General features: G+C 66.5%; 23 protein-coding genes. 13 read left to right on the plus strand and 10 right to left on the minus strand.

Annotated elements, in window-relative coordinates; all coding sequences use genetic code 11:
- Positions 1 to 36: 36 nt before the first annotated feature.
- The 10 genes from GPA25_RS21765 (at position 37) to GPA25_RS21810 (ending at position 12417) form a co-directional block, all read left to right on the plus strand.
- Entirely contained in the window at positions 37 to 3465 is a 3429-nt protein-coding gene (locus GPA25_RS21765) for an eCIS core domain-containing protein (RefSeq protein WP_169262505.1), read from the plus strand.
- A gap of 201 nt (positions 3466 to 3666) precedes the next feature.
- Positions 3667 to 5676 (plus strand): TonB-dependent receptor plug domain-containing protein, encoded by a 2010-nt coding sequence (locus GPA25_RS21770; RefSeq protein ID WP_169262506.1) that lies wholly within the window; start codon positions 3667 to 3669, stop codon positions 5674 to 5676.
- 146 nt (positions 5677 to 5822) lie between these two features.
- The gene (locus GPA25_RS21775; RefSeq protein WP_169262507.1) at positions 5823 to 6284 is read left to right on the plus strand and encodes a YfiR family protein; all 462 of its coding nucleotides are present in this window, start codon (positions 5823 to 5825) and stop codon (positions 6282 to 6284) included.
- Positions 6285 to 6301: 17 nt separating this feature from the next.
- A complete protein-coding gene (locus tag GPA25_RS21780; RefSeq protein WP_169262508.1) occupies positions 6302 to 8371 on the plus strand; it encodes a putative bifunctional diguanylate cyclase/phosphodiesterase in 2070 nt (689 codons plus the stop codon).
- Between the two features lie 71 nt (positions 8372 to 8442).
- Positions 8443 to 9111, plus strand: a complete 669-nt coding sequence (locus GPA25_RS21785; protein ID WP_169262509.1) for a potassium channel family protein — start codon at positions 8443 to 8445, stop codon at positions 9109 to 9111.
- A 42-nt stretch (positions 9112 to 9153) separates the two neighbouring features.
- Positions 9154 to 9846 carry an aspartate/glutamate racemase family protein gene (locus GPA25_RS21790; RefSeq protein ID WP_169262510.1) on the plus strand — a complete coding sequence of 231 codons (693 nt, stop codon included), beginning with the start codon at positions 9154 to 9156 and terminating at the stop codon, positions 9844 to 9846.
- Positions 9843 to 10082, plus strand: a complete 240-nt coding sequence (locus GPA25_RS21795) for a hypothetical protein (protein WP_169262511.1) — start codon at positions 9843 to 9845, stop codon at positions 10080 to 10082. The genes GPA25_RS21790 and GPA25_RS21795 overlap by 4 nt, the downstream gene beginning before the upstream one ends.
- Positions 10070 to 10924, plus strand: a complete 855-nt coding sequence (locus GPA25_RS21800; protein WP_169262512.1) for an alpha/beta fold hydrolase — start codon at positions 10070 to 10072, stop codon at positions 10922 to 10924. The genes GPA25_RS21795 and GPA25_RS21800 overlap by 13 nt, the downstream gene beginning before the upstream one ends.
- Before the next feature lie 508 nt (positions 10925 to 11432).
- On the plus strand, positions 11433 to 11798 hold the full coding sequence (locus GPA25_RS21805) for a DUF3597 domain-containing protein (protein ID WP_169262513.1): 366 nt from the start codon (positions 11433 to 11435) through the stop codon (positions 11796 to 11798).
- A 37-nt stretch (positions 11799 to 11835) separates the two neighbouring features.
- Complete coding sequence (locus GPA25_RS21810; RefSeq protein WP_169262514.1) at positions 11836 to 12417, plus strand: DUF937 domain-containing protein; 582 nt, start codon at positions 11836 to 11838, stop codon at positions 12415 to 12417.
- A 56-nt stretch (positions 12418 to 12473) separates the two neighbouring features.
- Here GPA25_RS21810 and GPA25_RS21815 read toward each other — a convergent pair whose 3' ends face one another.
- From GPA25_RS21815 to sdhC, 5 genes are all read right to left on the minus strand, one after another.
- Complete coding sequence (locus GPA25_RS21815) at positions 12474 to 12905, minus strand: cupin domain-containing protein (RefSeq protein WP_169262515.1); 432 nt, start codon at positions 12903 to 12905, stop codon at positions 12474 to 12476.
- 215 nt (positions 12906 to 13120) lie between these two features.
- Positions 13121 to 13885 (minus strand): metallophosphoesterase, encoded by a 765-nt coding sequence (locus GPA25_RS21820; RefSeq protein WP_169262516.1) that lies wholly within the window; start codon positions 13883 to 13885, stop codon positions 13121 to 13123.
- Between the two features lie 22 nt (positions 13886 to 13907).
- Positions 13908 to 14603 (minus strand): succinate dehydrogenase iron-sulfur subunit, encoded by a 696-nt coding sequence (locus tag GPA25_RS21825; RefSeq protein ID WP_169262517.1) that lies wholly within the window; start codon positions 14601 to 14603, stop codon positions 13908 to 13910.
- Positions 14604 to 14622: 19 nt separating this feature from the next.
- Positions 14623 to 14967 carry a succinate dehydrogenase, hydrophobic membrane anchor protein gene (gene sdhD, locus GPA25_RS21830; RefSeq protein WP_169262518.1) on the minus strand — a complete coding sequence of 115 codons (345 nt, stop codon included), beginning with the start codon at positions 14965 to 14967 and terminating at the stop codon, positions 14623 to 14625.
- Entirely contained in the window at positions 14964 to 15350 is a 387-nt protein-coding gene (gene sdhC / locus GPA25_RS21835) for a succinate dehydrogenase, cytochrome b556 subunit (RefSeq protein ID WP_169262527.1), read from the minus strand. Before sdhC ends, sdhD begins: the two co-directional genes overlap by 4 nt.
- 417 nt (positions 15351 to 15767) lie before the next feature.
- On the opposite strand from sdhC, the gene GPA25_RS21840 reads away from it, so the two are divergent.
- The 3 genes from GPA25_RS21840 to def all read left to right on the plus strand — a co-directional run bounded on the left by GPA25_RS21840 (position 15768) and on the right by def (position 17307).
- On the plus strand, positions 15768 to 15977 hold the full coding sequence (locus tag GPA25_RS21840; RefSeq protein ID WP_169262519.1) for a DUF3079 domain-containing protein: 210 nt from the start codon (positions 15768 to 15770) through the stop codon (positions 15975 to 15977).
- Between the two features lie 68 nt (positions 15978 to 16045).
- Positions 16046 to 16705: an MOSC domain-containing protein gene (locus GPA25_RS21845; RefSeq protein ID WP_169262520.1), complete on the plus strand. Its 660-nt coding sequence runs from the start codon at positions 16046 to 16048 to the stop codon at positions 16703 to 16705.
- A gap of 65 nt (positions 16706 to 16770) precedes the next feature.
- Positions 16771 to 17307, plus strand: a complete 537-nt coding sequence (def, locus tag GPA25_RS21850) for a peptide deformylase (RefSeq protein WP_169262521.1) — start codon at positions 16771 to 16773, stop codon at positions 17305 to 17307.
- 7 nt (positions 17308 to 17314) lie between these two features.
- Here def and GPA25_RS21855 read toward each other — a convergent pair whose 3' ends face one another.
- From GPA25_RS21855 to GPA25_RS21875, 5 genes are all read right to left on the minus strand, one after another.
- Positions 17315 to 19486, minus strand: coding sequence for a primosomal protein N' (locus tag GPA25_RS21855; RefSeq protein ID WP_169262522.1), 2172 nt, complete (start codon positions 19484 to 19486; stop codon positions 17315 to 17317).
- Positions 19487 to 19965: 479 nt separating this feature from the next.
- Entirely contained in the window at positions 19966 to 21036 is a 1071-nt protein-coding gene (gene hemE, locus GPA25_RS21860) for a uroporphyrinogen decarboxylase (RefSeq protein WP_169262523.1), read from the minus strand.
- A gap of 113 nt (positions 21037 to 21149) precedes the next feature.
- Entirely contained in the window at positions 21150 to 21389 is a 240-nt protein-coding gene (locus GPA25_RS21865; protein ID WP_169262524.1) for a hypothetical protein, read from the minus strand.
- Between the two features lie 89 nt (positions 21390 to 21478).
- Positions 21479 to 22138: an urease accessory protein UreG gene (gene ureG / locus GPA25_RS21870; protein WP_169262525.1), complete on the minus strand. Its 660-nt coding sequence runs from the start codon at positions 22136 to 22138 to the stop codon at positions 21479 to 21481.
- On the minus strand, positions 22135 to 22815 hold the full coding sequence (locus tag GPA25_RS21875) for an urease accessory UreF family protein (protein WP_169262526.1): 681 nt from the start codon (positions 22813 to 22815) through the stop codon (positions 22135 to 22137). The genes ureG and GPA25_RS21875 overlap by 4 nt, the downstream gene beginning before the upstream one ends.
- Positions 22816 to 22829 lie beyond the last annotated feature (14 nt).

The raw sequence follows: 22829 nt of genomic DNA on the forward strand, positions 1-22829 counted from the left end.
GGACCCCGCCGGGCAGCCCCGTGCCCGCGGACGGCAATGGAAGCGCCGTCGCCTAAATTCGCCCGCCGGCCAAGCGAACGGCCGGCGCCCGAGAGCCCGCGCGCGGCCTCGCGCAGCGCAAACACGCGCACCGAAGGCACGTCCCCGGCCGCAACGCCCGCCACGCCGCCGACGCTCCCCGCCTACGCGACGCCTCCCGCACGCGTCAGCCAACCCGGCGAGAGCATCGAGCGCGAAGCCGAGCAGCGCGCCAATGCCGTCGCTCCGCCCGCCACGCCCGACCCGACACCGACCGCGACCGTCCCCCCTGCGCCGAGCCCGGCGACATCCGACGACAGCGACACCGCCCCGACATCGTCCGGCTCCTCATCTGCGTCCTCATCTGCCTCATCGACCACCTCAGCGACGCCCACGACAAGCGCGACACCCGCGTCCGCATCGGCCGCCGCGACCCTGCCCGCCTACGCTGCCGGCCGCGTCGACGACCGGCGCGGGCGCGGCGAACCGCTGCCGCAGGACGCCCGCGGCACGCTCGAAGGCCAATTCGGCCGCGACTTCGCCGATGTGCGCATCCACACCGATGCCGAAGCCGCGCGCCTCGCCGCCGCCCTCGGCGCACGTGCCTTCACGTCCGGGCGCGACATCTACCTCGCGCCCGACGCCTTCGCCCCCGACACTACGGAAGGCCAGCGCCTCCTCGCGCACGAACTCACCCACGTCGTGCAGCAGGACGGCCAGGCCGCAGCCGTGCTCGCACGCGCGATCGAGCCGGCGGTGAACGCCCGTTACCACGAGACCGAGCGCACCACCGCCGCGCTCGCGGCGCTCGAACGCCTCGAAATCCCGGCGGTGAAGTCGCGCCACCTGCCGCTCTACAGCGGGCTCGCCGGGGCCGGCAACCTCAAGCGTGTGCGCGGCTACGGCCGCGAGGGCGCCGACCAGCGCTCGGTGTGGAACGAAAAGGCGCAGGTCAGTGCCGATGCGGTGCGCGCGCGCCTCGGCGAACGCAACATCCCGGTGCCGGCCGACGCCAACGGTCGCATCCGCCTGAAGCCGCACCGCGGCGCGCGGCTCATGTCGAAGCGCCTGTCGGAACTGCAGACGATGCTGCGCATCCCCGGCTGGGACCGCCGCGGCCGCAAGGTCCCCCAGTTCCAGGTCGACCACATCGTCGAGTTGCAGGTCTCGGGCCAGATGGGCTCGGGCGTCGGTAACAGCCCGCAGAACATGGAGCTCCTCGACCAGCCGTCGAACAGCAGCTCCGGCGGCACCATCCGCAGCGGCATCTATCGCAAGGTCGACGCCTTCCTCGACACCTTCGATCCCAAGCCCGACCGCGGTCGCTTCCTGCGCCAGCACGACGTCGCGTTCCCCAGCGTCGCCGCGACCGGCGGCGGCTCCGCCGCGGGCGCCTCCGCGTGGTGGACCAAGACCGAGATCGAGGAAGCCGAACCGCTCAGCACCGCGAGCCCGCCCAACGCGGCCGAGGACGGCGACACCCAGGGCACCGCGGGGGAATTCATCCTCAGCGCCGGCCCCGGCGGCATCACGGTCGGCCGTTTCCGCCACAGCCCCGGCGCCGCGCCGCCCCTGAGCGCGACACAGGCTCGCGCGCTCGCCGGCTTGCGGATCACCGCGCTCAACCTCACCAACAACACCGGCAACCCGGAAGGCCCGCTCGGTTCACTCGCGGCCGTATGGGATCTCCCCGCGGACTGGCAACCTGAAACGCCGGCTGTCACGATCGACCTCACCGCCGACGGCGAATACCGCGGTTACCCTTCGGCCGTCCCCGAGCTCAACCTCACTTACCGCCACCTCAGCCCGGTCAGCTTCACCAGCATCTCGACCGAAGACGGCGAACTCTCCGCCGACGGCGAGCTGACCCCATCCATCCCCATCCTCAACGCGCCGATCACCGTGCGCCTGCGCGGGAAGGACATTACCTTCTCGCTCGACTATGGCCCCGACCAGATCAGCCTGCCGATCCCGCGCACCACCATCGACGACGCCTACGTCAGCGTCTTCTACTCCACCGCGCGCGGCCTGGGCCTGGGCGGCCAGGTCATCTACTCGATCGAAGGGGTCGGTAGCGGCGAACTCGCGGCCTCGGTGTCCACCACCGGCGGCGTCCAGTTCGAAGGCGGCTTCACCTTCGAACGCTCGCTCTTCGACCGTGCCCGCGTCAGCGCGTGGTGGCGCAACGGCCAATTCGGCGCCGAAGGCACGATCGGCATCGACACCCCGGACAAAATCAAGGGCATCAAGAGCGCCACCGCCACGGTCAGCGTCAACGAGGGCAACTGGGCCTTCAACGGCAGCGCCGAACTCTCGGTGCCCGGCGTCAGCGCGGCCTCGATCGCCATCACGCAGGGCGAAAACGGCCTCAACATCGCCGGCGACGTCGCCCTCACCGCCAACCCCGCGATCCGCTCCGGCTCGATCCACGTCGAATGCGCGCAGACCGACGGCGACTGGAAGGTCTCCGCCACCGGCACCGCCGAGCCCGCGATCCCCGGTTTCGATTCGCAGCTCACCGTCACCTACGACGACGGCGCCTTCGACGCCCAGTTCAGCGGCGCCTTCGAGCGCGGCATGCTCTCCGGCCAGATCACCGTGGGCGCCACCAACCGCAACATCGGCGAAGACGGCAACCCCGGCGGCCCCCCCAGCGGCCCCGACGCCCCCATCGTCGTCTACGGCAGCGGCTCCGCAACCATCCAGATCGCCCCGTGGCTGCAGGGCACCGCCGGCATCCGCGTCGATCCCGCCGGCGAGATCACCGTCTCCGGCGAAATCGCCCTGCCCAGCTCGCTCGAGATCTTCTCCAAGCTCGAATACGACAAGCGGATTTTCGGCCTATCGACGCAGATCCCCATCGTCCCTGGCGTCGTCGCCGAAGTCGGCGGCAACCTCAGCGCCAACGCCAGCATCGGCCCCGGCGCCCTCGACCAACTGCGCGTCGGCATCGAATACAACCCCTCGCACGAGGAAAACACCCACGTCACCGGCGACGCCCACCTCAACGTCCCCGCCGAAGCCGGCCTGCGCCTCGCCGCCCGCGCCGGCGTCGGCCTCGGCATCACCGGCGCCAGCGCCACCGGCGGCATCGAGATCGGCGGCACGCTAGGCATCTCCGGCGCCGCCGAAGCCAGTGTGCACATCGACTGGATGCCCTCCCAAGGCCTCGCCATCGACGCCGAAGCCGCCCTGCACGCCCAACCCAGCTTCCGCTTCGACGTCTCCGGCTACGTCGCGGTCACTGTCCTCGGCGCCAGCCTCTACGACGAACGCTTCGAACTCGCAGCCGTCGAACTCGGCTCCGGCCTCGAATTCGGCGTGCGCTTCCCGGTCACTTACCGCGAAGGCGAGCCGTTCGACGTCTCGCTGGATGATCTGGAGTTCGAGGTACCGGACGTGGATCCCGCAGCGCTGGTCGATCAGCTCGGCGCGCAGATCTTCTGAGCCTGAACCTCTTTCTCGCGGCCGTACCTCATGAACGAATGACCGAACCGGCAGCCGGGCCGATGCGCTCGATGCACGCGAAAAGTCGGTGAGGCTGCACCGCGGCGAGCCCGCGCAGTCGATCGGCAAAATAAGGGCATAATCGGCTATGTCCTTAAGATATCGTCGGCGGGCGCTTCGCATGGCCCGGACAATCATTCAATGACGCTCATACGTTGCCTCGCCACCTTGCTCGCGAACGCCCTGCTGGCCGGGTCGGTCGGCGCGCAATCGCCCGACCTCACCGAGCTGAGCTTCGAGAACCTCGCGACGCTCAAGGTCAGCTCCGCGTCGAAGTTCGTGCAGTCGGCACGGGAAGCACCCTCGGCGGTCGAGATCATCGGCCGCGAGGATATCCGCCGCCACGGCTGGCGCACGCTGACCGAGGCACTGTCCAGCCTGACCGGGACCTACAGCGCCAGCGATCGCGCCTACGACTTCCTCGGCGCCCGCGGCTTTCTCGTCCCGGGCGACTACAACACGCGCTTCCTGCTTCTCGTCGACGGCCAGCGCAGCAACGACAACGTCTACGAGCAGGCCTCCTTCAGCGAGGAGTTCCCGCTCGATCTGGCGCTCGTCGAGCGCATCGAGTACGTGCCCGGACCCGGCTCGTCGATCTATGGCAGCAATGCGATCTTCGGCGTCATCAACGTCATCACGCGGCGGACCGAGGAAATGCCGCCACTGCAGCTGGCGACACGGCTGACCGAGGACGGCTGGCGCGAAGTGCGCGCCACGCTCGCCCGCCACTTCGACTCCGGCGCCGCCGTGCTGCTGTCGGTGACGGATGCCGACAAGGAGGGCCGCAACCAGACCTATCGCGATCCCGACGGCGGGCTGCTGCGCTTGGGCGGCACGCCTTCACCGGACGGCGTCGCGCATGATCTGGACCGCATGCACCAGCACCAGCTCTTCGCGCGCTACGAGGACGGCGGCTTCTCCCTCGCCGCACGCTATGGCGAACGCAGCGTGCAGCCTTCGTCGGCACTTTACGGGACGCTGTTCGACGACGGCGGCCTGGATGTCGAGGACGCCTATCTGAGCCTGCTCGCGCGCTACCAGCGGCAGCTTGCCGACGGCATTAGCATCGATGCGCGCCTCGAATACGGGGAGATGACATATCGCGCCGACTATCCATACGACGATGGACTCGGCACGCGCTACCTCAACCGCGACGACACGCTGGGCCGCTGGTGGTCCGGCGACATGCGCCTCCTTTACACCGGAGTGGCCAGCCACAAACTCGTCGGCGGCGTCGAAATGCAGACCGATACGGCAAACCGTCAGCGCAATGTCGACGTCGGAGCGGCCATCAATCCGCAGATCGACGTCGACAGCCGCCGCCGCCGCGCGGGTGTCTACGTACAGGATGAATGGCATTTTGCCGAACGCTGGCGACTGAATGCGGGGCTGCGCCACGACAGCTTCTCCGCCGGTGAATCGGCAATCAGTCCGCGCGTCGGTCTGATCTGGCTAGCGAGCGACGCAACGACGCTCAAGCTGCTTGCTGGCCGCGCCTTTCGCGAACCCAACGCCTACGAGCGCGATTACGCCAATGGCGTGGGCTATCTTGCCAATCCGCGGCTGAAGCCGGAATCGATCCGTACCGTCGAACTCGTCTGGGAACGGCGTTTCGGGCGCCATCACACGCTGAACATGAGCGCTTTCGACTACCGCATCAGCAACCTGATCGCACAGGTCGACACCGGCGATGAACTGTTTCAGTACCAGAACCAGGCGCGCATCCAGGCCCACGGGGTGGAAGCAACCTGGCGCACCGACTGGGAGTCCGGCGCCCGCTTGAGCACGGGGCTCGCCCTCAATCGGGCGGAGGACGCCACGGGACACCGGCCGGGATTCAGCCCGCGCTGGATCGCCAAGCTTCGGGGCAGCGTGCCGCTGCCCGGAGCGCGCTGGCTGCTCGCCCTCGAAGCCCATGCAATGGGCGCCACCAATTACCGCTGGAACGGCACGCCGCAGCGGCGCGACGCACGCCTGCTCGTGGATGCGGCGCTGACCACCGCACACCTCGCCCCTGGCCTTGACGGTCATCTACGCGTGCGCAACCTGTTCGATCGCCATTTCGCGCACCCGGGGTCAGACGAGGCGCCGGTGCCGGCCATCCCGGGGCACCGACGCACATGGGAGCTCGGTTTGAGCTATTCATTCTGACGGCCGCCGCCATGGCCTCCGAACCGACTCGTCGGAGCATTCTCCGGTCCCTCGTGCCACGACGCGAGCACTGCGTTTCACTGCGATTGCGGCTGCAGCACTGCTGCGGCCCCCTGGCCTTGCTCGTCGGCATGCTGACGCCCGCCATGCCCGCGCCCGCCGCGGACGCCAATGAAGCGGCACTCAAGGCGGCCTTTCTCTACAACTTCGCCCTCTACACCGAATGGCCCGGTCTCGGTCCGGCGTTCGAGATCTGCGTTGTCGGCAGAGACGGGCTCGGTGAGGCGCTCGACGCGCTCGGTTCCAAGGCGGTCGCCGGCAGGCCGATCCGCATCCGTCGGCTCGCCGGCACCGCGGTGCCGGAGGAATGCAACCTGCTGTTCCTTGCCTTGGCCGAAGCCGGTGAGCCCGCAAAGCTGCCGGCACTGCGGCCGTCGCGACCACTGCTCACCGTCGCGGAAATGGGTGCGGACGTGACTGGCAAGGCGATGCTGCAGCTCGCGCTCGAACAGGGTCGGCTGATCTTCGACGCCAACCAGACGGCCGCCCACGCCGCAGGCCTGCGCTTCAGCGCCAAGTTGCTGCGCCTCGCACGCAGCGTCGAGTAAGGCCCCGAGGAGAAACGATGCGCGCCTGGCTCAATGACCTACCGATTCCAGTCAAACTCTGGATTTTCAACGTGCTGACGGCCCTGATCGCCGGCGTCGTGTCGGCCGTGCTGTTGATCCTGATCGTATGGCGGGTCGAGTACGGCGAGGCGCAGCGCGATGCCGAGATCAAGGCGGCCATCATCGCGGAAAACGCACTGCCGGCATTGCAGTTCCGCGACAACCGCACGGCGGACGAAATCCTCGCCGGCCTCGCCCGCGACGGCGCTGTGCTCGACGCACGCATCGTCGAGGCGAACGGCCAGGTATTCGCCCGTTTCACACCACCCGACGATAGCGGGCAGCGCGACGTGAGCGAGGACACGCTCCAGGTCGCGGTGCCCATGAGTGCCGGCGGGGAGCGGCTGGCCACGCTCGAGGTGATTAGCGATACCACCACGGTATCCGATCAGATCGTCACGTACATCGCCGCGCTGGGGCTGGCAACCGCAGTGGCGCTGATCGTTGGCAGCTTCATTGTGGTCCGGCTGCAGCGTGCGATTACCGACCCGCTTGCGGAACTCACCCACCTGATGGGGGAGGTTTCGGGCAGCAGGGATCTTTCGCGCCGCGCGCGGGTTCCCAACCGCGACGAACTGGGCCAGCTCAGCGATAGTTTCAACCGCATGATCGATCAGATCGACCAGCGCAATACCGCACTCGGCCTGGAACTCGCCGAACGCCTGCGGGCCGAGGAACGGCTTGAACATCTGGCCCACCACGATCCGGTCACCGGACTGCCGAATCGGCACTTCTTCCGCAAGCGCACCGGCGACCTCACGCGCGGCAAGGCACTCGCCGAAGGCTCCATGGCACTCCTGTTCGTCGATCTGGACAATTTCAAGTACATCAACGACACCTTCGGCCACGACTGCGGCGATCAGCTGTTGGTCGCAGTCGCGGAGCGGCTGCTGGCGTGCGTTCGCGCCCATGACATGGTGGTGCGTTTCGGCGGCGACGAGTTCGTCGTGCTGCTCGACCGCATCGGCGACTCGGCCCAGGCGCAGCGCCTCGGGGAGAAGCTCCTGGAGACGATCGTTCGGCCGTTCGACCTCGCCGACGCGTGCTTCTATGTCACCTGTTCGATTGGCGTCGCGGTGGCTCCTGAGCATGCGGCCAATTTCGACGAGTTGCTGCGCAAGTCGGATGCGGCGATGTATGTCGCCAAGGCCGCCGGCAAAAATGCCGTGCGCCTGTGGGAACCGTCGATTTCGGACGAGTCGAGCGCCCGCTTCATGCTCGAGCTGGACCTGCGCAAGGCCCTGGCGCACGGCGAATTGGCGATGCATTACCAGCCGATCGTCGCCCTCGACACCGGGCGCATCGCCGGCATGGAGGCGCTGATGCGCTGGCACCACCCGACCCGCGGTTTCGTCTCCCCGGCCGAATTCATCCCGATTGCCGAGGACACCGGACTGATTCTCGAACTCGGCGAATGGGCGATGCGCGAGGCATTTTCGCAGGCGGCCCAATGGAACGCTCGATTCGGGCCGCTGTTCGTCGCAGTCAACGTGTCCGGCCGGCAATTCCGCGACCGCGAGTTCGCAAGCAAGGCAGAGTCGATTGCACGCGCCAGCGGGCTGGCGCGCGACATGAGCGAGCTCGAGGTCACCGAGAGCATCATCATGGGACACACCGAAGAAGCGGTTCACCTGCTTGAAGATCTGTCGGCGCGCGGCTTTGCGCTGGCCCTCGACGATTTCGGCACCGGCTACTCGTCGCTGTCCTACCTGAAGCGCTTCCCGCTCGACAAGCTCAAGATCGACCGCAGCTTCGTCAAGGATCTGCCGGATGACCTCGAGGACGCTGCAATCGCCGAGGCCATCGTCGGCCTCGCCAGGACGCTGTCGATGCGCGTGGTTGCCGAGGGCATCGAGACCGAGGCGCAGGCGCAGGTGTTGCGTGAGCTCGGCTGCCAGTACGGCCAAGGCTATTTCTTCAGCAAGCCGCTGGCGGCGGAGCTAATGGCCGCGTTCATTGCCGAAAATCACGGTCAGCGCATGGCGGAGCCGGGGCTGGGCACCTCCTGCGCAGCATCCTGCGCCTGACCGAGCCACCCGAGGTATCCATCGAAATTGGGAAATAGGGGACAGACCAGAATGAGGTGTCGAAAGTGCCGATGACCACTAACCTCGCAGCATCCCCCGTCAAGCATCCGTCGGCCGCGCTCCTGTGTGTCCAAATCCTGGGCATCCTGCTTTATCCACTGATGGAAGACACGTCGGCGGAGCGTGCATTGTTCGGTGTTATCGGCCTGTTTGTGCTCGGTGCGGCGCTGTATGTCGTGAAGCGCGGTCCCTGGTTGACGGGCTTCGGCGTCGTGCTCGCCCTCCCGGTGGTGGTTCTTTCTATATGGCTGGCGTTCGACTTCGATCCCCACAGACTGGTCCTCATGGCCGCGTTCGAGGCCATGTTCTACTTCTACGCAGCGGGCAGTTTGATCGCCTACATGTTCGAGGACGAAGTCGCATCAGCCGACGAGTTGTTCGCCGCTGGCGCGACGTTCACCCTGCTCGCATGGGCATTCGCCTACACCTACGTGGTGTGTCAGACCTTGCTGCCGGGTAGTTTTGGCGCCCTCGTGGCCCCGGGCGACCCGCGCACGTGGATGGAGCTGCTCTTTTTGAGCTTCACGACGCTGTCCGGCGTCGGACTCGGCGACATCGTGCCTCTCCTGCCGATGGCCCGTGCCCTCGTCATGATCGAGGAATTCTCGGGCGTGATGTATCTCGCCCTGGTCGTGTCACGGTTGGTTGCGCTGTCAGTGACGACCCGAACGACGCGGTGAGTCAATCTACCCAAGGCGTCACTAAAGTTGTCGGGAGTACGAATGAAGACTATAGGCTTGATCGGTGGCATGAGCTGGGAATCCACCGTTCCGTACTATCGGCAAATCAATGAAACAGTCAAAAACCGATTAGGCGGCCTGCATTCGGCAAAGCTAATCCTGTATAGCGTCGACTTTCACGAAATCGAAAGGCTTCAACGCGAAGGCGATTGGGAGTCTGCCGGTGCAGTCTTGGCAAACGCGGCACGTTCGCTAGAGGCGGCGGGGGCCTCCTTCTTGGTCCTGTGCACGAACACGATGCACAAGGTTGCGCGCAGCATTGAAGCCGCAGTGGCCATCCCGCTGCTTCACATCGCCAACCCAACAGCCACTGAAATCAGGCAAGCCGGCCACTCTGTCGTGGGCCTTCTCGGTACCCGCTTCACCATGGAGCAAGACTTCTATCGGGAGCGGCTGCGCGCACATGGATTGCAAGTCATAGTCCCGGCAGCTCCGGACCGCGAGATCATTCACAAGATTATCTATAAAGAGTTGTGCCTGGGCATCGTAAAGCCCGAATCACGCGCTGAGTACCGAAGGGTCATGCAAAACCTGGTTTCTCAAGGGGCGCAGGCGATCATCCTTGGGTGTACAGAGATCTCTCTCTTGGTAAATCAGGAGGATTCAGAGGTTCCCCTGTTCGATACCACGGCCATTCACGCTCGGGCGGCTGCAGAAGAGGCGCTCGAGGAGTGACACCCGGCTATGTCGATCACTTCGAGCGAGATCAGCAGGCGCTTCGCCTGGGTGAAATCACGGTCACTGGTGAATCCTTGCAGAACATCACGAAAACGCCAAACCGCTTCCTGCTGGCGAAGGCGCAACAATGTCCGCACGTTTTCCTATCAGAACAAGGCCCTGAAACGCGATTGAAGCCTGCGCACGAACGCCTCATTGCCCGTCACACAGGAGGAAGCCTATGGACTTCATGACCGGGATGGACCGCCGCACGGTTCGCGCCAACGGCATCCGGATCAACCTGTGGGCAGGCGGCAACGGCCCGCCGGTACTGCTGCTCCACGGCTGGCCGCAGACCGCCCAGATCTGGCACCGGATCGCGCCGCGACTGGCCGAGCAGTACACGGTCGTGTGCCCCGATTTGCGCGGCTATGGCGACACCGACAAGCCGCGCGACGGCTACGACAAGAAGACCATGGCACGCGACATGCACGAGCTGATGCTGGCGCTGGGACACCCGCGCTATGCGCTGATCGGCCACGACCGCGGCGGGCGCGTGGGGCACCGCCAGGCGCTCGACTACCCGGAGGCCGTCACGCGGCTGTGCGTCCTCGACATCGTGCCGACACATACGGTGTTCGCGCAGACCGACCGCCATCTCGCAGCCGCCTACTGGCACTGGTTCTTCTTCCAGGCGCCGGATCTGCCCGAAATCATGATCGCCGCCGCGCCGGAGGCCTTCCTGCGCCATGTGTTCCGCGCGCTGTCCTTCCGCGCCGGCGCGATCGAAGAGCCACTGATCCAGGAGTACCTGCGCGCCTTCACCCTGCCCGGCACGATCCGCGCCACGCTGGAGGACTATCGCGCCGCGGCGACCCGCGACTTCGCGGACGACGCGCACGACCTCGCCCGACGCGTGCGCTGCCCGGTGCTCGCGATCTGGGGCGAGTTCGGCAAAATGCACGACCTGTTCGACGTGCTCGCGACCTGGCGGGAGAAGGCCGATACCGTCACCGGACATCCGCTGCCCTGCGGTCACTTCATCCCCGAAGAGGCCCCCGAGGAGCTGCTGGCCGACCTGCGGACGTTCCTGTAGAAAAATGCACAAATAGGGGACGCCCATTAGCCGGCCTCAGTCGAGCAAGCGAACGATTCCAGGGCAGGGCTCAAGGCACGAACGACGGCTTCTCTACACCGTCGTTAGGCTAATCCGGTTGAGTGTCGCTTTTTTTAACAACTCTAACGACACGCCAAAGACCATCCAAGCAATATCAATGGGTTACGCCGACGGCACGATTTGTGCGGGATTCGCGCTTGTGGCAAGTTCCTTTTGAAAGGGAACGACGTGTTCGAAATCAAGAAACTCGTTACTGCTTTGGCATTGGTCGTTGGCTCGAAAACAATGCTCCTATACGGGCAAACAGGAAGCGGGGCTCAGGCCCGCTTCCTGTTTGCCGGTTATGCTGCATGTTGAGCGTCACCCAATCATCATCACGTCGTCGATTATGTTCCCGCAAATGTGTACTATGCATAAGGCGGGAGGCTACGTGTCCCTGCAATCCAGCAGGGTAGTGCCGTCCGACAAACCTCCAAAGGAGTGAATCATGGGATTCTTCAGCAAGATTCTCGCGAAGCTTGGCATCGGTAACGACAGCGCGGCTGCCGCCCCGGCACCCACCGCGGCGCCCGCGGGCACGGCGCCGGTCGCGCTCGTCGATGTCGTCGCGCAACTGGAGCAGCGCGCGGCAGCGAACCCGCAGAAGCTGAACTGGCGGAGCTCCATTGTCGACCTCCTGAAGCTCCTCGATATCGACAGCAGCTTGGCGGCGCGCAAGGAGCTGGCCACGGAGCTGGGCTGCCCGGCCGATTTGATGGGGGATTCGGCGAATATGAACATATGGCTGCACAAAGCCGTGCTCGCGCGCATCGCCGCCAACGGCGGCAATGTGCCCAAAGACCTCCTGGACTGAGCCGGCGGCGCAATCACCCAAGCAAAGGAGCAGGCGCATGCAGATCACCGACATCCTCGCCCAGATGGGCGGCCTCCAGTCCATGGCGCGGGAACTGGGCGTCAGCGAGGCCCAGGCAGCGAGCGGCGCCGAGGCGCTTGTCCCGGCCATCCTCGGCGGATTCAAGAAGCAGGCACAGTCACAGGGCACGGGCCTCGAAGGGCTCGGCGGGCTGCTCGGGCAGCTCGGTGGCGGCGGCCTGCTCGACCAGGTGCTGGGGCCGCAGCCGACGGACGTAAGCAGCGGCAACGACGTACTCGGCCAGATCTTCGGCTCCAAGGACGTTAGCCGCACAGTCGCGCAGAACGCGGCTGCGCAGTCCGGACTCGAACCCTCCCTGCTCAAGAAGATGCTGCCGATGCTGGCAATGCTGGTTACAGGTTACTTGGCGAAGCAGCGCGGTGCCGGCGCCGCGGCACAGGAGCTCTCCCCGGAGGGTGGCGGGCTCGGCGGCCTGCTGGGGGGGCTGCTCGGCGGTCAGGGCGGCGCCGCGCCGGGGCTCGCCTCGATGCTCGACCTGAACGGCGATGGCAATGCGCTGGACGACATCATGCGGATGGCCGGAAAGGTGATGCGATAGCCGTGCCGGGGGTAATCCCCCGGCGTCTCGCCCCCTGCCGCGGCACGATAAGTTTCCTATTTCTTTTTCGGCACCAGGTCGACAACCCAGATTTCGGCCGCTTCGGTCTTGCTGGGGTTGCGGAACCAGTGGACGGTGTCCGCGTTCTCGTACCATGTGTCGCCGACCTTGAGCGTGCGACTCGCCTCGCCGCGGTACTCGATGACGGAGCCCTGGGTGACGCGAACGATGCCCGGGCGCCCGTTGTGCGGATGATTATGGATTGCACCGCCCGGGGCGAGCCCGACGACGCGCGCGCGGAGTTCATAGTCGCCGACCGCGCCGGCGAGATTGTGCGGCGCCAAGTCGACCACGCCGACGGCGTCGGCGGCGCCGCTCACGCCCACGGGCTTTTCAGGCGGAATGTTGTCCTCGGCCGCCATCGGCGAGGCCGAACATGCCAGAGCTGCGAAAAATGCGACACAGTGCTTGGGAATACGGATTGCCATGTAAGCCTCCATTCTTGTTCGTGGCGTTCTTTCCGCGGCTTTTGTTCTGCAGGGGCTCATGAAGAATAGGCAGGGCGATGGCATTTCGCCACCCCTGATCATGCCCTTGGGGTGATACGGCTCCAGGGCTCGAGAGAATGGCGCGGACAGCGGCCGCCCATTGCCGAGTATGTAGGTAGGCGTCGCTTCTGCCCGGGGGAATCGGCGCTGTGCCTTCAGCCCACCTGCACCGTGAACCCCGGGTCGAAGCCGGGGTTTTCCGCCGTGCCCTTGAGCACGTAACCGCGCGGATTGGCCACTACGCGCGTGCCGCCAAGCTGATAGTCGAAACTGTCGTGAGTGTGGCCGTGTATCCACAACGCGGCACCGCTGCCCGCCACCAAAGCGTCCAGATCCGAGACGAAGCACGCATTGAGCGGCGATCCGGCGAATCGCGGGGCGATGCTGCGGGGCGACGGTGCGAAATGGGTCACAACGACGGTGATGCCGTCGAACCGCTCCGCGAGCCGCGCCCTGAGCCAGTTTGCGTGTCCCGCGAACAGCACGGCGCAGTGCCACGGCGTGAATGGCTCGTTCTGGCCTTCGTCTGCCGCGATGCGGCTGAAATCGCGGCTGAAGCGAACGGCGTCGTCCATGGCCTGCTCCCGCGGCGCGCCTTCGCCGGCGATGCGGAAGTCGCTCCAGAGCGTCGCACCGAGTATGCGCACATCGCCCATCCGTTTTTCTTCGCAGTCGAGCACCGTCACCTGGCTGTCGCGACTAAGTTCGCGTAGCAATTGGTTCGTCGCGCGGATGCTCGAGCCGTAATACTCGTGGTTACCGGCCACATAGATCGCGGGTCGCTTCAATGCGCTAGCCCAGCACAGCGCTTCCCGCGGACGGTGGATATCTCCCGCCAGGATCAACAGGTCTGAGCCGGTGTCGGGGATTTCACAGGGCGCGAGCCCGAGATGGATGTCCGATACGATCTGAAGTTTCATGCACGGCTCACAGGCGCAACCGCTACGAAGACTCGCGCACGAGCGCGAGCCGGATGCGTTCGATCGCATGCGACGGACTCAGGCCCTTGGGGCAAACCTCCGTGCAGTTCATGATCGTGCGGCAGCGGTACAGGCGATACACGTCGTCGAGGTAGGCGAGCCGCTCCGCGGTCGCCGTGTCGCGAGAGTCGGAGATGAAGCGGTACGCCTGCAGCAGGCCCGCCGGACCGATGAACTTGTCCGGATTCCACCAGAAGGACGGACAGAAGGCGCTGCAGCACGCACACAGGATGCATTCGTACAGCCCGTTCAACTTCTCGCGCTCCGCGGGCGACTGCACGCGCTCGCGCTCGGGAAGCGCCTCGTTATTGATCAGGTAGGGCTTGATCGAGTGGTAATGCGCGAAGAATTGCGTCATGTCGACGATGAGGTCGCGGATCACGGGAAAGCCGGGCAGCGGCCGCAGCACGACCGGCTCCTTCATCCCCTGCAGCGACGTGAGGCATGCCAGTCCGTTGCGACCGTTGATGTTCATCGCATCCGACCCGCACACGCCTTCGCGACAGGAACGGCGGAACGACAGGCTGTCGTCCATCGTCTTGAGCCGCATCAGCACGTCGAGCAGTTTCTTGTCGCCCGCCTCGGGCGCGACGTCGTAGTCCTGCATGCGCGGTTTCGTGTCGGTTTCGGGATTGAAACGGTAGATGCTGACTCGCATGTTCTCTCCTCCGCCGCCCTCAGCCACCGCCGGCAAAGTGCGCCGCCATCGTCAGCACGACGCGGATGAAGATCGCAAACAGGATCACTGCAACCAGCGCGAGCAAGGGCAGCCGCAGCGCGGGCGCGTGGATGTAGTCGAGGACGATGTCGCGCACGCCGATCCAGCCGTGCAGGCACAGCGCGGCAAAGAACACCACGATCAGTACCGCGCCATGCGTGCTCGTCGCCAGCGCGTGCCAGCTTCCATAGCTGAGCGACGGCCCCGTCAGCAACGTCGCCGCCCCCAGCGCAAGCAGGATCAGTAGCACGAGCGCCGTCACGCGCTGCAGCACCCAGGCCCGTTGCCCGAGAAAGAGCCTCACGACAGCCACCTCAACGCGGCGGCGAGCGCAATGATTCCCGCCGCGACGATCACGGCCCAGGCGCTGGTGCGCGCCTGCGCGAGACGGCTCCCGACGCCGATATCCGCCAACAGGTGGCGCACACCCGCGAACAGGTGATGTGCGGCGGCCCAAACGAGGATGACGAGGAGCAGTGCCCGCCAGGGCGCGGATACCAGATCACGCAACGCCGCGAACTCCGGCTCGCTGCGAAGCGAGCGGTCGAGCGCGAGCGCAAGAAGCGGCAGGCTCACCATGAGCAGCACGCCCGAGAGCCGGTGTCCGATCGACGCGATCGCACCGATCGGAAAGCGGATCTGCGACAAGTTCAGGAATTTCGGCGCGCCGGCCGACCGTGCTCGCATATTGGCCTCCGGCCGATTCAACGCCACGACGATGGCAAGTATCTCCGGGTCGGCGGGCACGGTAGCCCCGCGCCGAGGTGAGTGCCATCCGTTTCAATATAGCGGGCGTTTCAAAAGAGTCAACTTCAATGCATCTTTAAATCCACCCCCGCAATCGCCGAGCGCTGCGCCGCGGGCGAGCGATTTCGGACTCGGCTGTATCGATTGATTTCCGCTCGTGGAGATCCGCCTCAATGACGGGCAGTGGCATCGTTTTTCCGCGGCGGAAGTGTGCCCCGTGTTCGGATCGGGACCGCGGAATCGACGGCGACGCGACGGTATGCCGGCGGCGGCGGCGATGCAGACGCCGGCACAACGCGGTCGATTCTTGATGGCCATCAACGTCTTCCCTCTATAGCCGAGTAAACTGGTCGGGAAATGGCCAAGAAATTCCCCCTGCACCCCAAGCACCCCGAGCGCATCTGCTGGGGCTGCGACAAGTACTGCCCGTCGGATTCGCTCGCCTGCGGCAACGGCTCGGGCCGCACCCTGCACCCCGCCGAGATGCTCGGCGACGACTGGTACGAGTACGGCGACTGGGGCCTGGACGTACCGGACGATAGCAAGAAGCCCGGCGCCTCCGCCTGAGCTGCGCCCTTCAGGGCACCATGCGCCGCGCGCACTCGGCGCAGGACTCGCCGAGGTAAGATTGCGCCATGCACACCCCGATCGACCACGTATTTGTCGGCACGCTGCGCCCGCTGCCGCCCGAAGGCCAGCGGACGGGCATGTTCAAACTGCCGGTTGATGGCCCCGTCACCGTCACGGCCGAGGGCCTCGCCGGCGACCGGCAGGCCGACCGGCGCTACCACGGCGGCACCGAGAAGGCGCTGCACCACTATCCCGCCGAGCATTACGCGCGCCTCGCGCAACGCTATCCCGAGCGCGCCGGCATGCTGCAGGCGGGCGTGCTCGGCGAGAACCTGTCGACCCGCGGGTGGACGGAGGACAACGTGTGCATCGGCGACCTGTTCCGCGTCGGCAGCGCCCTCGTGCAGCTGAGTCAGCCGCGCCAGCCATGCTGGAAGATCAACCACCGCCTCGACGCCGAGGGGGCGTCGTTGTTCGTCGCGCAGGAGGGGATCACCGGCTGGTACTACCGCGTCCTCGAGACGGGCATCGTCGCGCCCGGCGACACCTTCGCACTGGTCGAGCGTCCGAACCCGGAACTCACCGTCGCGGCGTTCCTGGCCGCGACACGGGCGCATCGGCCCAACCCGGGCGTACTGCGTGCGATCGCTGCCGCGATCGGTCTCGCGCCCGAGCTGGCACAGCGGCTGGCCGGACGCGCCGCCTGGCTGGAGAACAATCCTTAGGGCGGCTGACACGGACGCGGAACGCGGGATAATCCGCGCATCGACGAACGGCAAGGTGGAACACGATGGCTGTTAGAACGCTGCTCAGGATGGGCGATCCGCGCCTGCTGGAAACGGCTGCGCCAGTCGGCGAATTCGGCACGCCGGCGCTCGATGCGCTGATTGCGGACATGTTCGACACGATGGCCGCGGCCGGCGGCGTGGGGCTCGCGGCGCCGCAGATCGGGGTCGGCCTGCAGGTGGTGATATTCGGCTGCGAGCGCAGCGCGCGTTACCCGGACGCGGAGCCGGTGCCGCGCACGATCCTCGTCAATCCGGTGATCACGGTGCTCGACGCGACGCCCGAGGAAGACTGGGAGGGCTGCCTGTCGGTGCCCGGGCTGCGGGGCGTCGTGGCGCGTCCCCGGTGCATCCGTTACCGGGGTTTCGATCCCGCCGGCAATGCGATCGAGCGCGAGGCGGCAGGCTTCCATGCGCGGGTGGTGCAGCATGAGTGCGACCACCTGAACGGAATTCTCTTCCCGATGCGGGTGCGCGACTTCACCCGCTTCGGCTTCACCGACGTGCTGTTCCCGGAGCTGGCCGCGGGCACCGACGACTGAACGCCGTTCACACCTCCAGCGGGTCGATGTCGAGCTGCCAGCGCAGTTCGCGTGACGTGCGCTGCGCGCGCAACACCTCGATCCAGCGGCCGATGAAAGTCTGCAACAGCGCGCGCTCGTCGGCTTCGATCAGCAGTTGCCCGCGTTCGCGGCGCGCCAGCCGCGTCAGGCGCATCGGCACCGCGTCGAACACGCGCACGCCGGCGGGCGCCATGTCCTGCGCGAGGCGCCGCGCGTGGGCGAGAAACTGCATCGCGTCGTCGAGCACCGGGGCGTCGGCGCGCAGCATCGCCTGGTAGGTGAAAGGCGGGAATCCGGCCGCGCGACGCTCGCTCAGCGCGCTTTCGGCGAAGGCGTCGAAATCGTGACGCACCAGGCAGCGGTACAGCGGATGGTCGGGGTACTCGGTCTGGACCAACACTTCGCCCGGCAGGTGCGCGCGCCCGGCGCGGCCGCCGACCTGCATCAGCTGCTGGAACAGGCGCTCCGGCGCACGGAAGTCCGCCGCGTGCAGCGAGGCGTCGGCGCCGATCACGCCGACCAGCGTGAGCTTGGGGAAGTCGTGGCCCTTGGCCATCATCTGCGTGCCGACGAGGATGTCCGCCTCGCCGTTGGCGATCTGCGCGAGCATGCTTTCCCACTGGCTGCGCGTGCGTGCGGAGTCGCGGTCGACGCGCAGCACGCGTGCTTCGGGGAACAGCTCGGCAAGGCGCGCCTCGATGCGCTGGGTGCCGCGGCCGAAGGGCTGGATGTCCTGGTTGCCGCACACCGGGCAGGCGTGCGGCACCTCGCAATCGCAGCCGCAGTGGTGGCAGCGCAGGCGGCGATCGGCCAAATGCACGACGAGGTTCGCCGAACAGTGCGGGCAGCGGCTGACCCAGCCGCAGGACGGGCAGGACAGTACCGGGGCGTAGCCGCGGCGGTTGAGAAACACCAGGCTCTGCTCGCCGCGCGCGAGGCGCTCGCCGATGGCGCTCTGCAGGGCGGGGCTCAAGCCCTCGTCGAGACGCAGGCGGCGGGTGTCGATACGCCGCACCTTCGGCAGCGTGCTGGCAAGCGCGCGCGCGTTGAGGCGCAGGCCGCGATAGCGCTCGGCGCGCACGTGATGCCAGCTCTCCAGCGAGGGCGTCGCCGAGCCCAGCACGATCGGCACACCGCGCTGGCGGGCGCGCCACACCGCGACGTCGCGCGCCGAATAGCGCACGCCTTCCTGCTGCTTGTAGGACGCATCGTGCTCCTCGTCGACGAGGATCAGCCCGAGGCGCGGCATCGCCGCGAACACCGACAGGCGCGTGCCGAGCACGAGGTCCGCGCGGCCTTCCAGCGCCTGCACGAATCCCCGCGAGCGCGCGCCCTCGGCGAGCCCCGAATGCAGGCTGACCACGCAGGCGGCCGGGAAGCGCCCGGCGACGCGCGATTCGAGCTGTGGCGTGAGCGCGATCTCCGGCACCAGCATCAGCACTTGCTGCCCCGCCGCCAGCGCCCGCGCCGCAAGCCGCAGGTACACCTCGGTCTTGCCGCTGCCGGTGACGCCATGCAGCAGCCAGGGCACGAAGCCCGCGGGTTCCGTCGACACCGCGTCGACGGCGGCGCGCTGTTCGTCGGTCAATTCCGGCTGGCCCGCGGCCGCCGTCGCCGGGCTCGCGCCGCGCACCGGAACGACCCAGCCGCGACGCATGGCATCGGCCAGCGCCGCGCCGTCGGGCAGTTCGCGCGCGATGCTGCGGCGGATCACCCCCGCCGCCTGCAACTGCTGCAACAAGGTCAGCGCGCGACTGACGCGACGGCCGGCGGCCAGCGCGGCATGGCCTGCGGGGCCGAGGTCCAGCAGCGGGTCGCTTTCCCTGTCGCTGACCGCGTCGGCACGCCGCAGCCCGGGCGGCAGCGCCAGCGCGATCACCTCGCCGAGCGGCTCGTGGTAGTAGCGGGCGACGAACGCGACCAGTTCGAGCCAGTCCGCCGGCAGCGGCGAAACCTCGCGCTGGATATGGCGCACCGGTTTGAGGCGGGCGGGGTCGACATCCGATACGGCGGGCAGCGCGACGATCACGCCGCTCTTTTCACCGCGTCCAAAGGGTACTCGCACGCATCGGCCAATATCCTCTTCGGATGCGTCTTGTGACGTGTAATCAAAGAGTTGCGGTATCGGAACGGGTAGCGCAACACGAACGATTTGCATGCCGGATTCGCGCCTTAAAGCAGTTCTCTTTTGAAATCATCAGGTTGGAGATGAATGTTAAGCCGATACCTGGGAAATCGGACTAAATCGTTGCCGCGCAACCCTTCCAGAGCTTGTCCACAATTTCTGTGGATAACTTTGTGTATTGCATGGGTGAAACGCCGCCAAACCGATATGAGACAAGCACTTCTGTCACATTGCCTTAACAGTAGGCAAAATTTTTACCGTTTATTTTCAATAACTTAAACAGAATGGTGAATAATCCCCAATCCCGTGTCTCGGCACGAGCGGGAAACCGCCTGTTGTGCATAAGTCAAGCGTTGAATGTACATTTTTGCTATTGACAAGGTGCATTTGCCCGACCCCGAGCGCTCGGCCCGCACCACGGTAGTGCTCCGCCGCTTCGAGCCAAAAAGAGAACCCCGGCGGGTGCGCACTGCGCCTCCCGCCGGGGTCCGGTCACTTCCCGATGATCCGGATCAGGCGCCGCTGCGGATCTTGCGGCTGTGCTCGTGCACCGTCTCGACCAGCACCGACACCGCTTCCGGCGGCGTGAACTGCGAGATGCCGTGGCCGAGGTTGAACACGTGGCCGGGATTCGGGCCGTAGGAATCGAGCACGCGCTTCGCCTCGCGCGCGATCGCCTCGGGCGGCGCGAACAGCACGTTGGGGTCGAGGTTGCCCTGCAGCGCGACCTTGTCGCCGACCAGCGCGCGCGCGCGGCCGATGTCCATCGTCCAGTCGAGACCGACCGCATCGCAACCGATGTCGGCGATGCTCTCGATCCATAGGCCGCCGCCCTTGGTGAACACGATGTTGGGCACACGCTCGCCGTCGCGCTCCTTGATCAGACCGTCGACGACGCGCTTCAGGTAGGGCAGCGAGAACTCGTGGTAGGCCGCTTCGGATAGCACGCCGCCCCAGGAGTCGAACACCATCACCGCCTGCGCGCCCGATTCGATCTGCGCGTTGAGGTAGGCGACGACGGAATCCGTGGTCACGCTCAGGATGTGGTGCAGCAGGTCGGGGCGCGAATAGGCCATCGCCTTGACTTTGCGATAGTCGTCGGACGAACCGCCTTCGACCATGTAGCAGGCCAGCGTCCACGGGCTGCCGGAGAAGCCGATCAGCGGCACGCTGCCGTTGAGCGCGCGGCGGATCTCGACGACGGCATCCATCACGTACTGCAGCTCGGCGTGCGGGTCGGGGATCGCGAGGTTGCGGATTTCCCATTCGTCACGCAGCGGGCGCTCGAAGCGCGGGCCTTCGCCTTCGGCGAAGTACAGGCCGAGGCCCATCGCATCCGGCACGGTAAGGATGTCCGAGAACAGGATCGCGGCGTCGAGGTCGTAGCGCGCGAGCGGCTGCAGCGTGACCTCGCAGGCCATCGTCGGGCTCTTACACAGGTTCAGGAAGCTGCCGGCGCGCTTGCGCGTCTCGCAGTACTCGGGCAGGTAACGCCCCGCCTGACGCATCAGCCACATCGGCGTGTAGTCGGTCGGCTGGCGCAGCAGGGCGCGCAGGAAGGTATCGTTCTGAAGGCGGCTCACGGTTAACGTCCTTAAATCTGCCCGATCGGGCGCAAACCGCAATTATCCGCGTTTTCCGCCGTCATGCCGACCCTCTGACGGAGGAAGCTGCAGATTCCCGCCCGAAAAGCTGCTCAGATGGCGAACAGCAGCGCCCCGCCGGCGGCAGCGAGTCCGCCGAAAGTCCAGCGCAGCACGCCCGTCTGGCGCACCGCCAGCAGGCCGCTGACGACGGTCAGCAGCGCGGCGGGCAGATGCCCGGCCCCCGAGAACATATGGACGAAGCCCGGAAAGAAGCCATGGTCGCCATGCGCCATGGCGGAACCGGCAGCGAGCGAGAGGGCCAGTGCAATCGTGAAACGATCGAGACGCATGACAATATCCTTGCAAAGCGTTGCGGAACGAAACCGGGTGAAAACAAGGTGATACACGCTGCGCGCGAAACCCGCGGGAGCGGCAGCGGTCACGCGCTTGCCACCGGCGCCGCGGCGCCATCGCTCGGCGGCGTGCGCAGCAGGCCTTGGTTTTCGATGAAATCGATGATCTCGGGGAGGCCCTGTCCCGTCTTCAGGTTGCTGAAGATGAAGGGCCGCTCGCCACGCATCTTGCGCGCGTCGCGATCCATGACTTCGAGACTGGCGCCGACCAGCGGCGCGAGGTCGATCTTGTTGATCACCAGCAGGTCACTGCGCGTGATGCCGGGCCCGCCTTTGCGCGGGATCTTGTCGCCGGCGGAGACGTCGATGACGTACAGCGTCAGGTCCGAGAGTTCGGGCGAAAAAGTCGCGGCGAGGTTGTCGCCGCCCGACTCGACGAAGATGATCTCGACCTCCGGAAAACGCCGGATCAGTCGATCGACCGCCTCGAGGTTGATCGACGCGTCCTCGCGGATCGCGGTGTGCGGACAACCGCCGGTCTCGACGCCGATGATGCGCTCGGGCGCGAGCGCCTCGTTGCGCACGAGGAACTGCGCGTCTTCGGCGGTGTAAATGTCGTTGGTGACGACCGCGATGTCGTAGCGCTCGCGCAGGGCGAGGCACAGCGCCAGCGTCAGCGCGGTCTTGCCGGAGCCGACCGGGCCGCCGATGCCGACGCGCAGGGGTTGGGATGCCGTCGAAGTCATGATCTGAAAAGCCTCGTGTATTGGGTTTCGTGCCGGCTGCTGGCGAGCGCCAGGCCGGGAGTGAAGTTGCTCCATGCCGCTTCGGGCAAGTCGGCCGCCTGCGCGGCCAGCGCCGGAATCCGCGCACCGAGCGTCGCAAGCAGGCGCTGTCCGGCCGACTGGCCGAGCGGCACCGCCTTCACCGCGGCCATCACCTGGTTTTCCAGCCAGGTCCACAGGTAGGCCGGCAGCGCCATGTCGACCGGAATGTTCCACGCCGCGGCGGCCGCGCTCCAGGCCGCCGGAAAGGACGGCTCCGCGAGCGCCACGAGCCGTGCACGCCAGCCTGGCAGCGCGGCGAAGGCGTCGAGATCGCCGAGCAAACGCACCAGCGAATAGCCCATCTGCACCGTTTCGGCACGCAATTCGGCGCTCTCGCGGCTGGCGAGGAAATCCGCGTTGAGCGCCGCAACGCGCGCGTCGTCGCCGGCTTCCCAGGCGCCAATCAGTTGCGCAAGCAGCGGCGCCTCGAAGCGCGCGAGGTTCCATTCGAGCAAATCGCCGATCCAGCGCCCGGCCCGTGCCTCGTCGCGCACCGCGCCGGACTCGACCGCCCACTCCAGCCCTTGAGAGTAGGTGTAGGCGCCGACCGGCAATGCGGGACTGGCGAGCTGCAGCAGGCGGATCAGCGGCAGCACGGAAACCCCCTCCC

This window comes from Aromatoleum diolicum, from assembly GCF_012910955.1.
GTDB classification, from domain to species: domain Bacteria; phylum Pseudomonadota; class Gammaproteobacteria; order Burkholderiales; family Rhodocyclaceae; genus Aromatoleum; species Aromatoleum diolicum.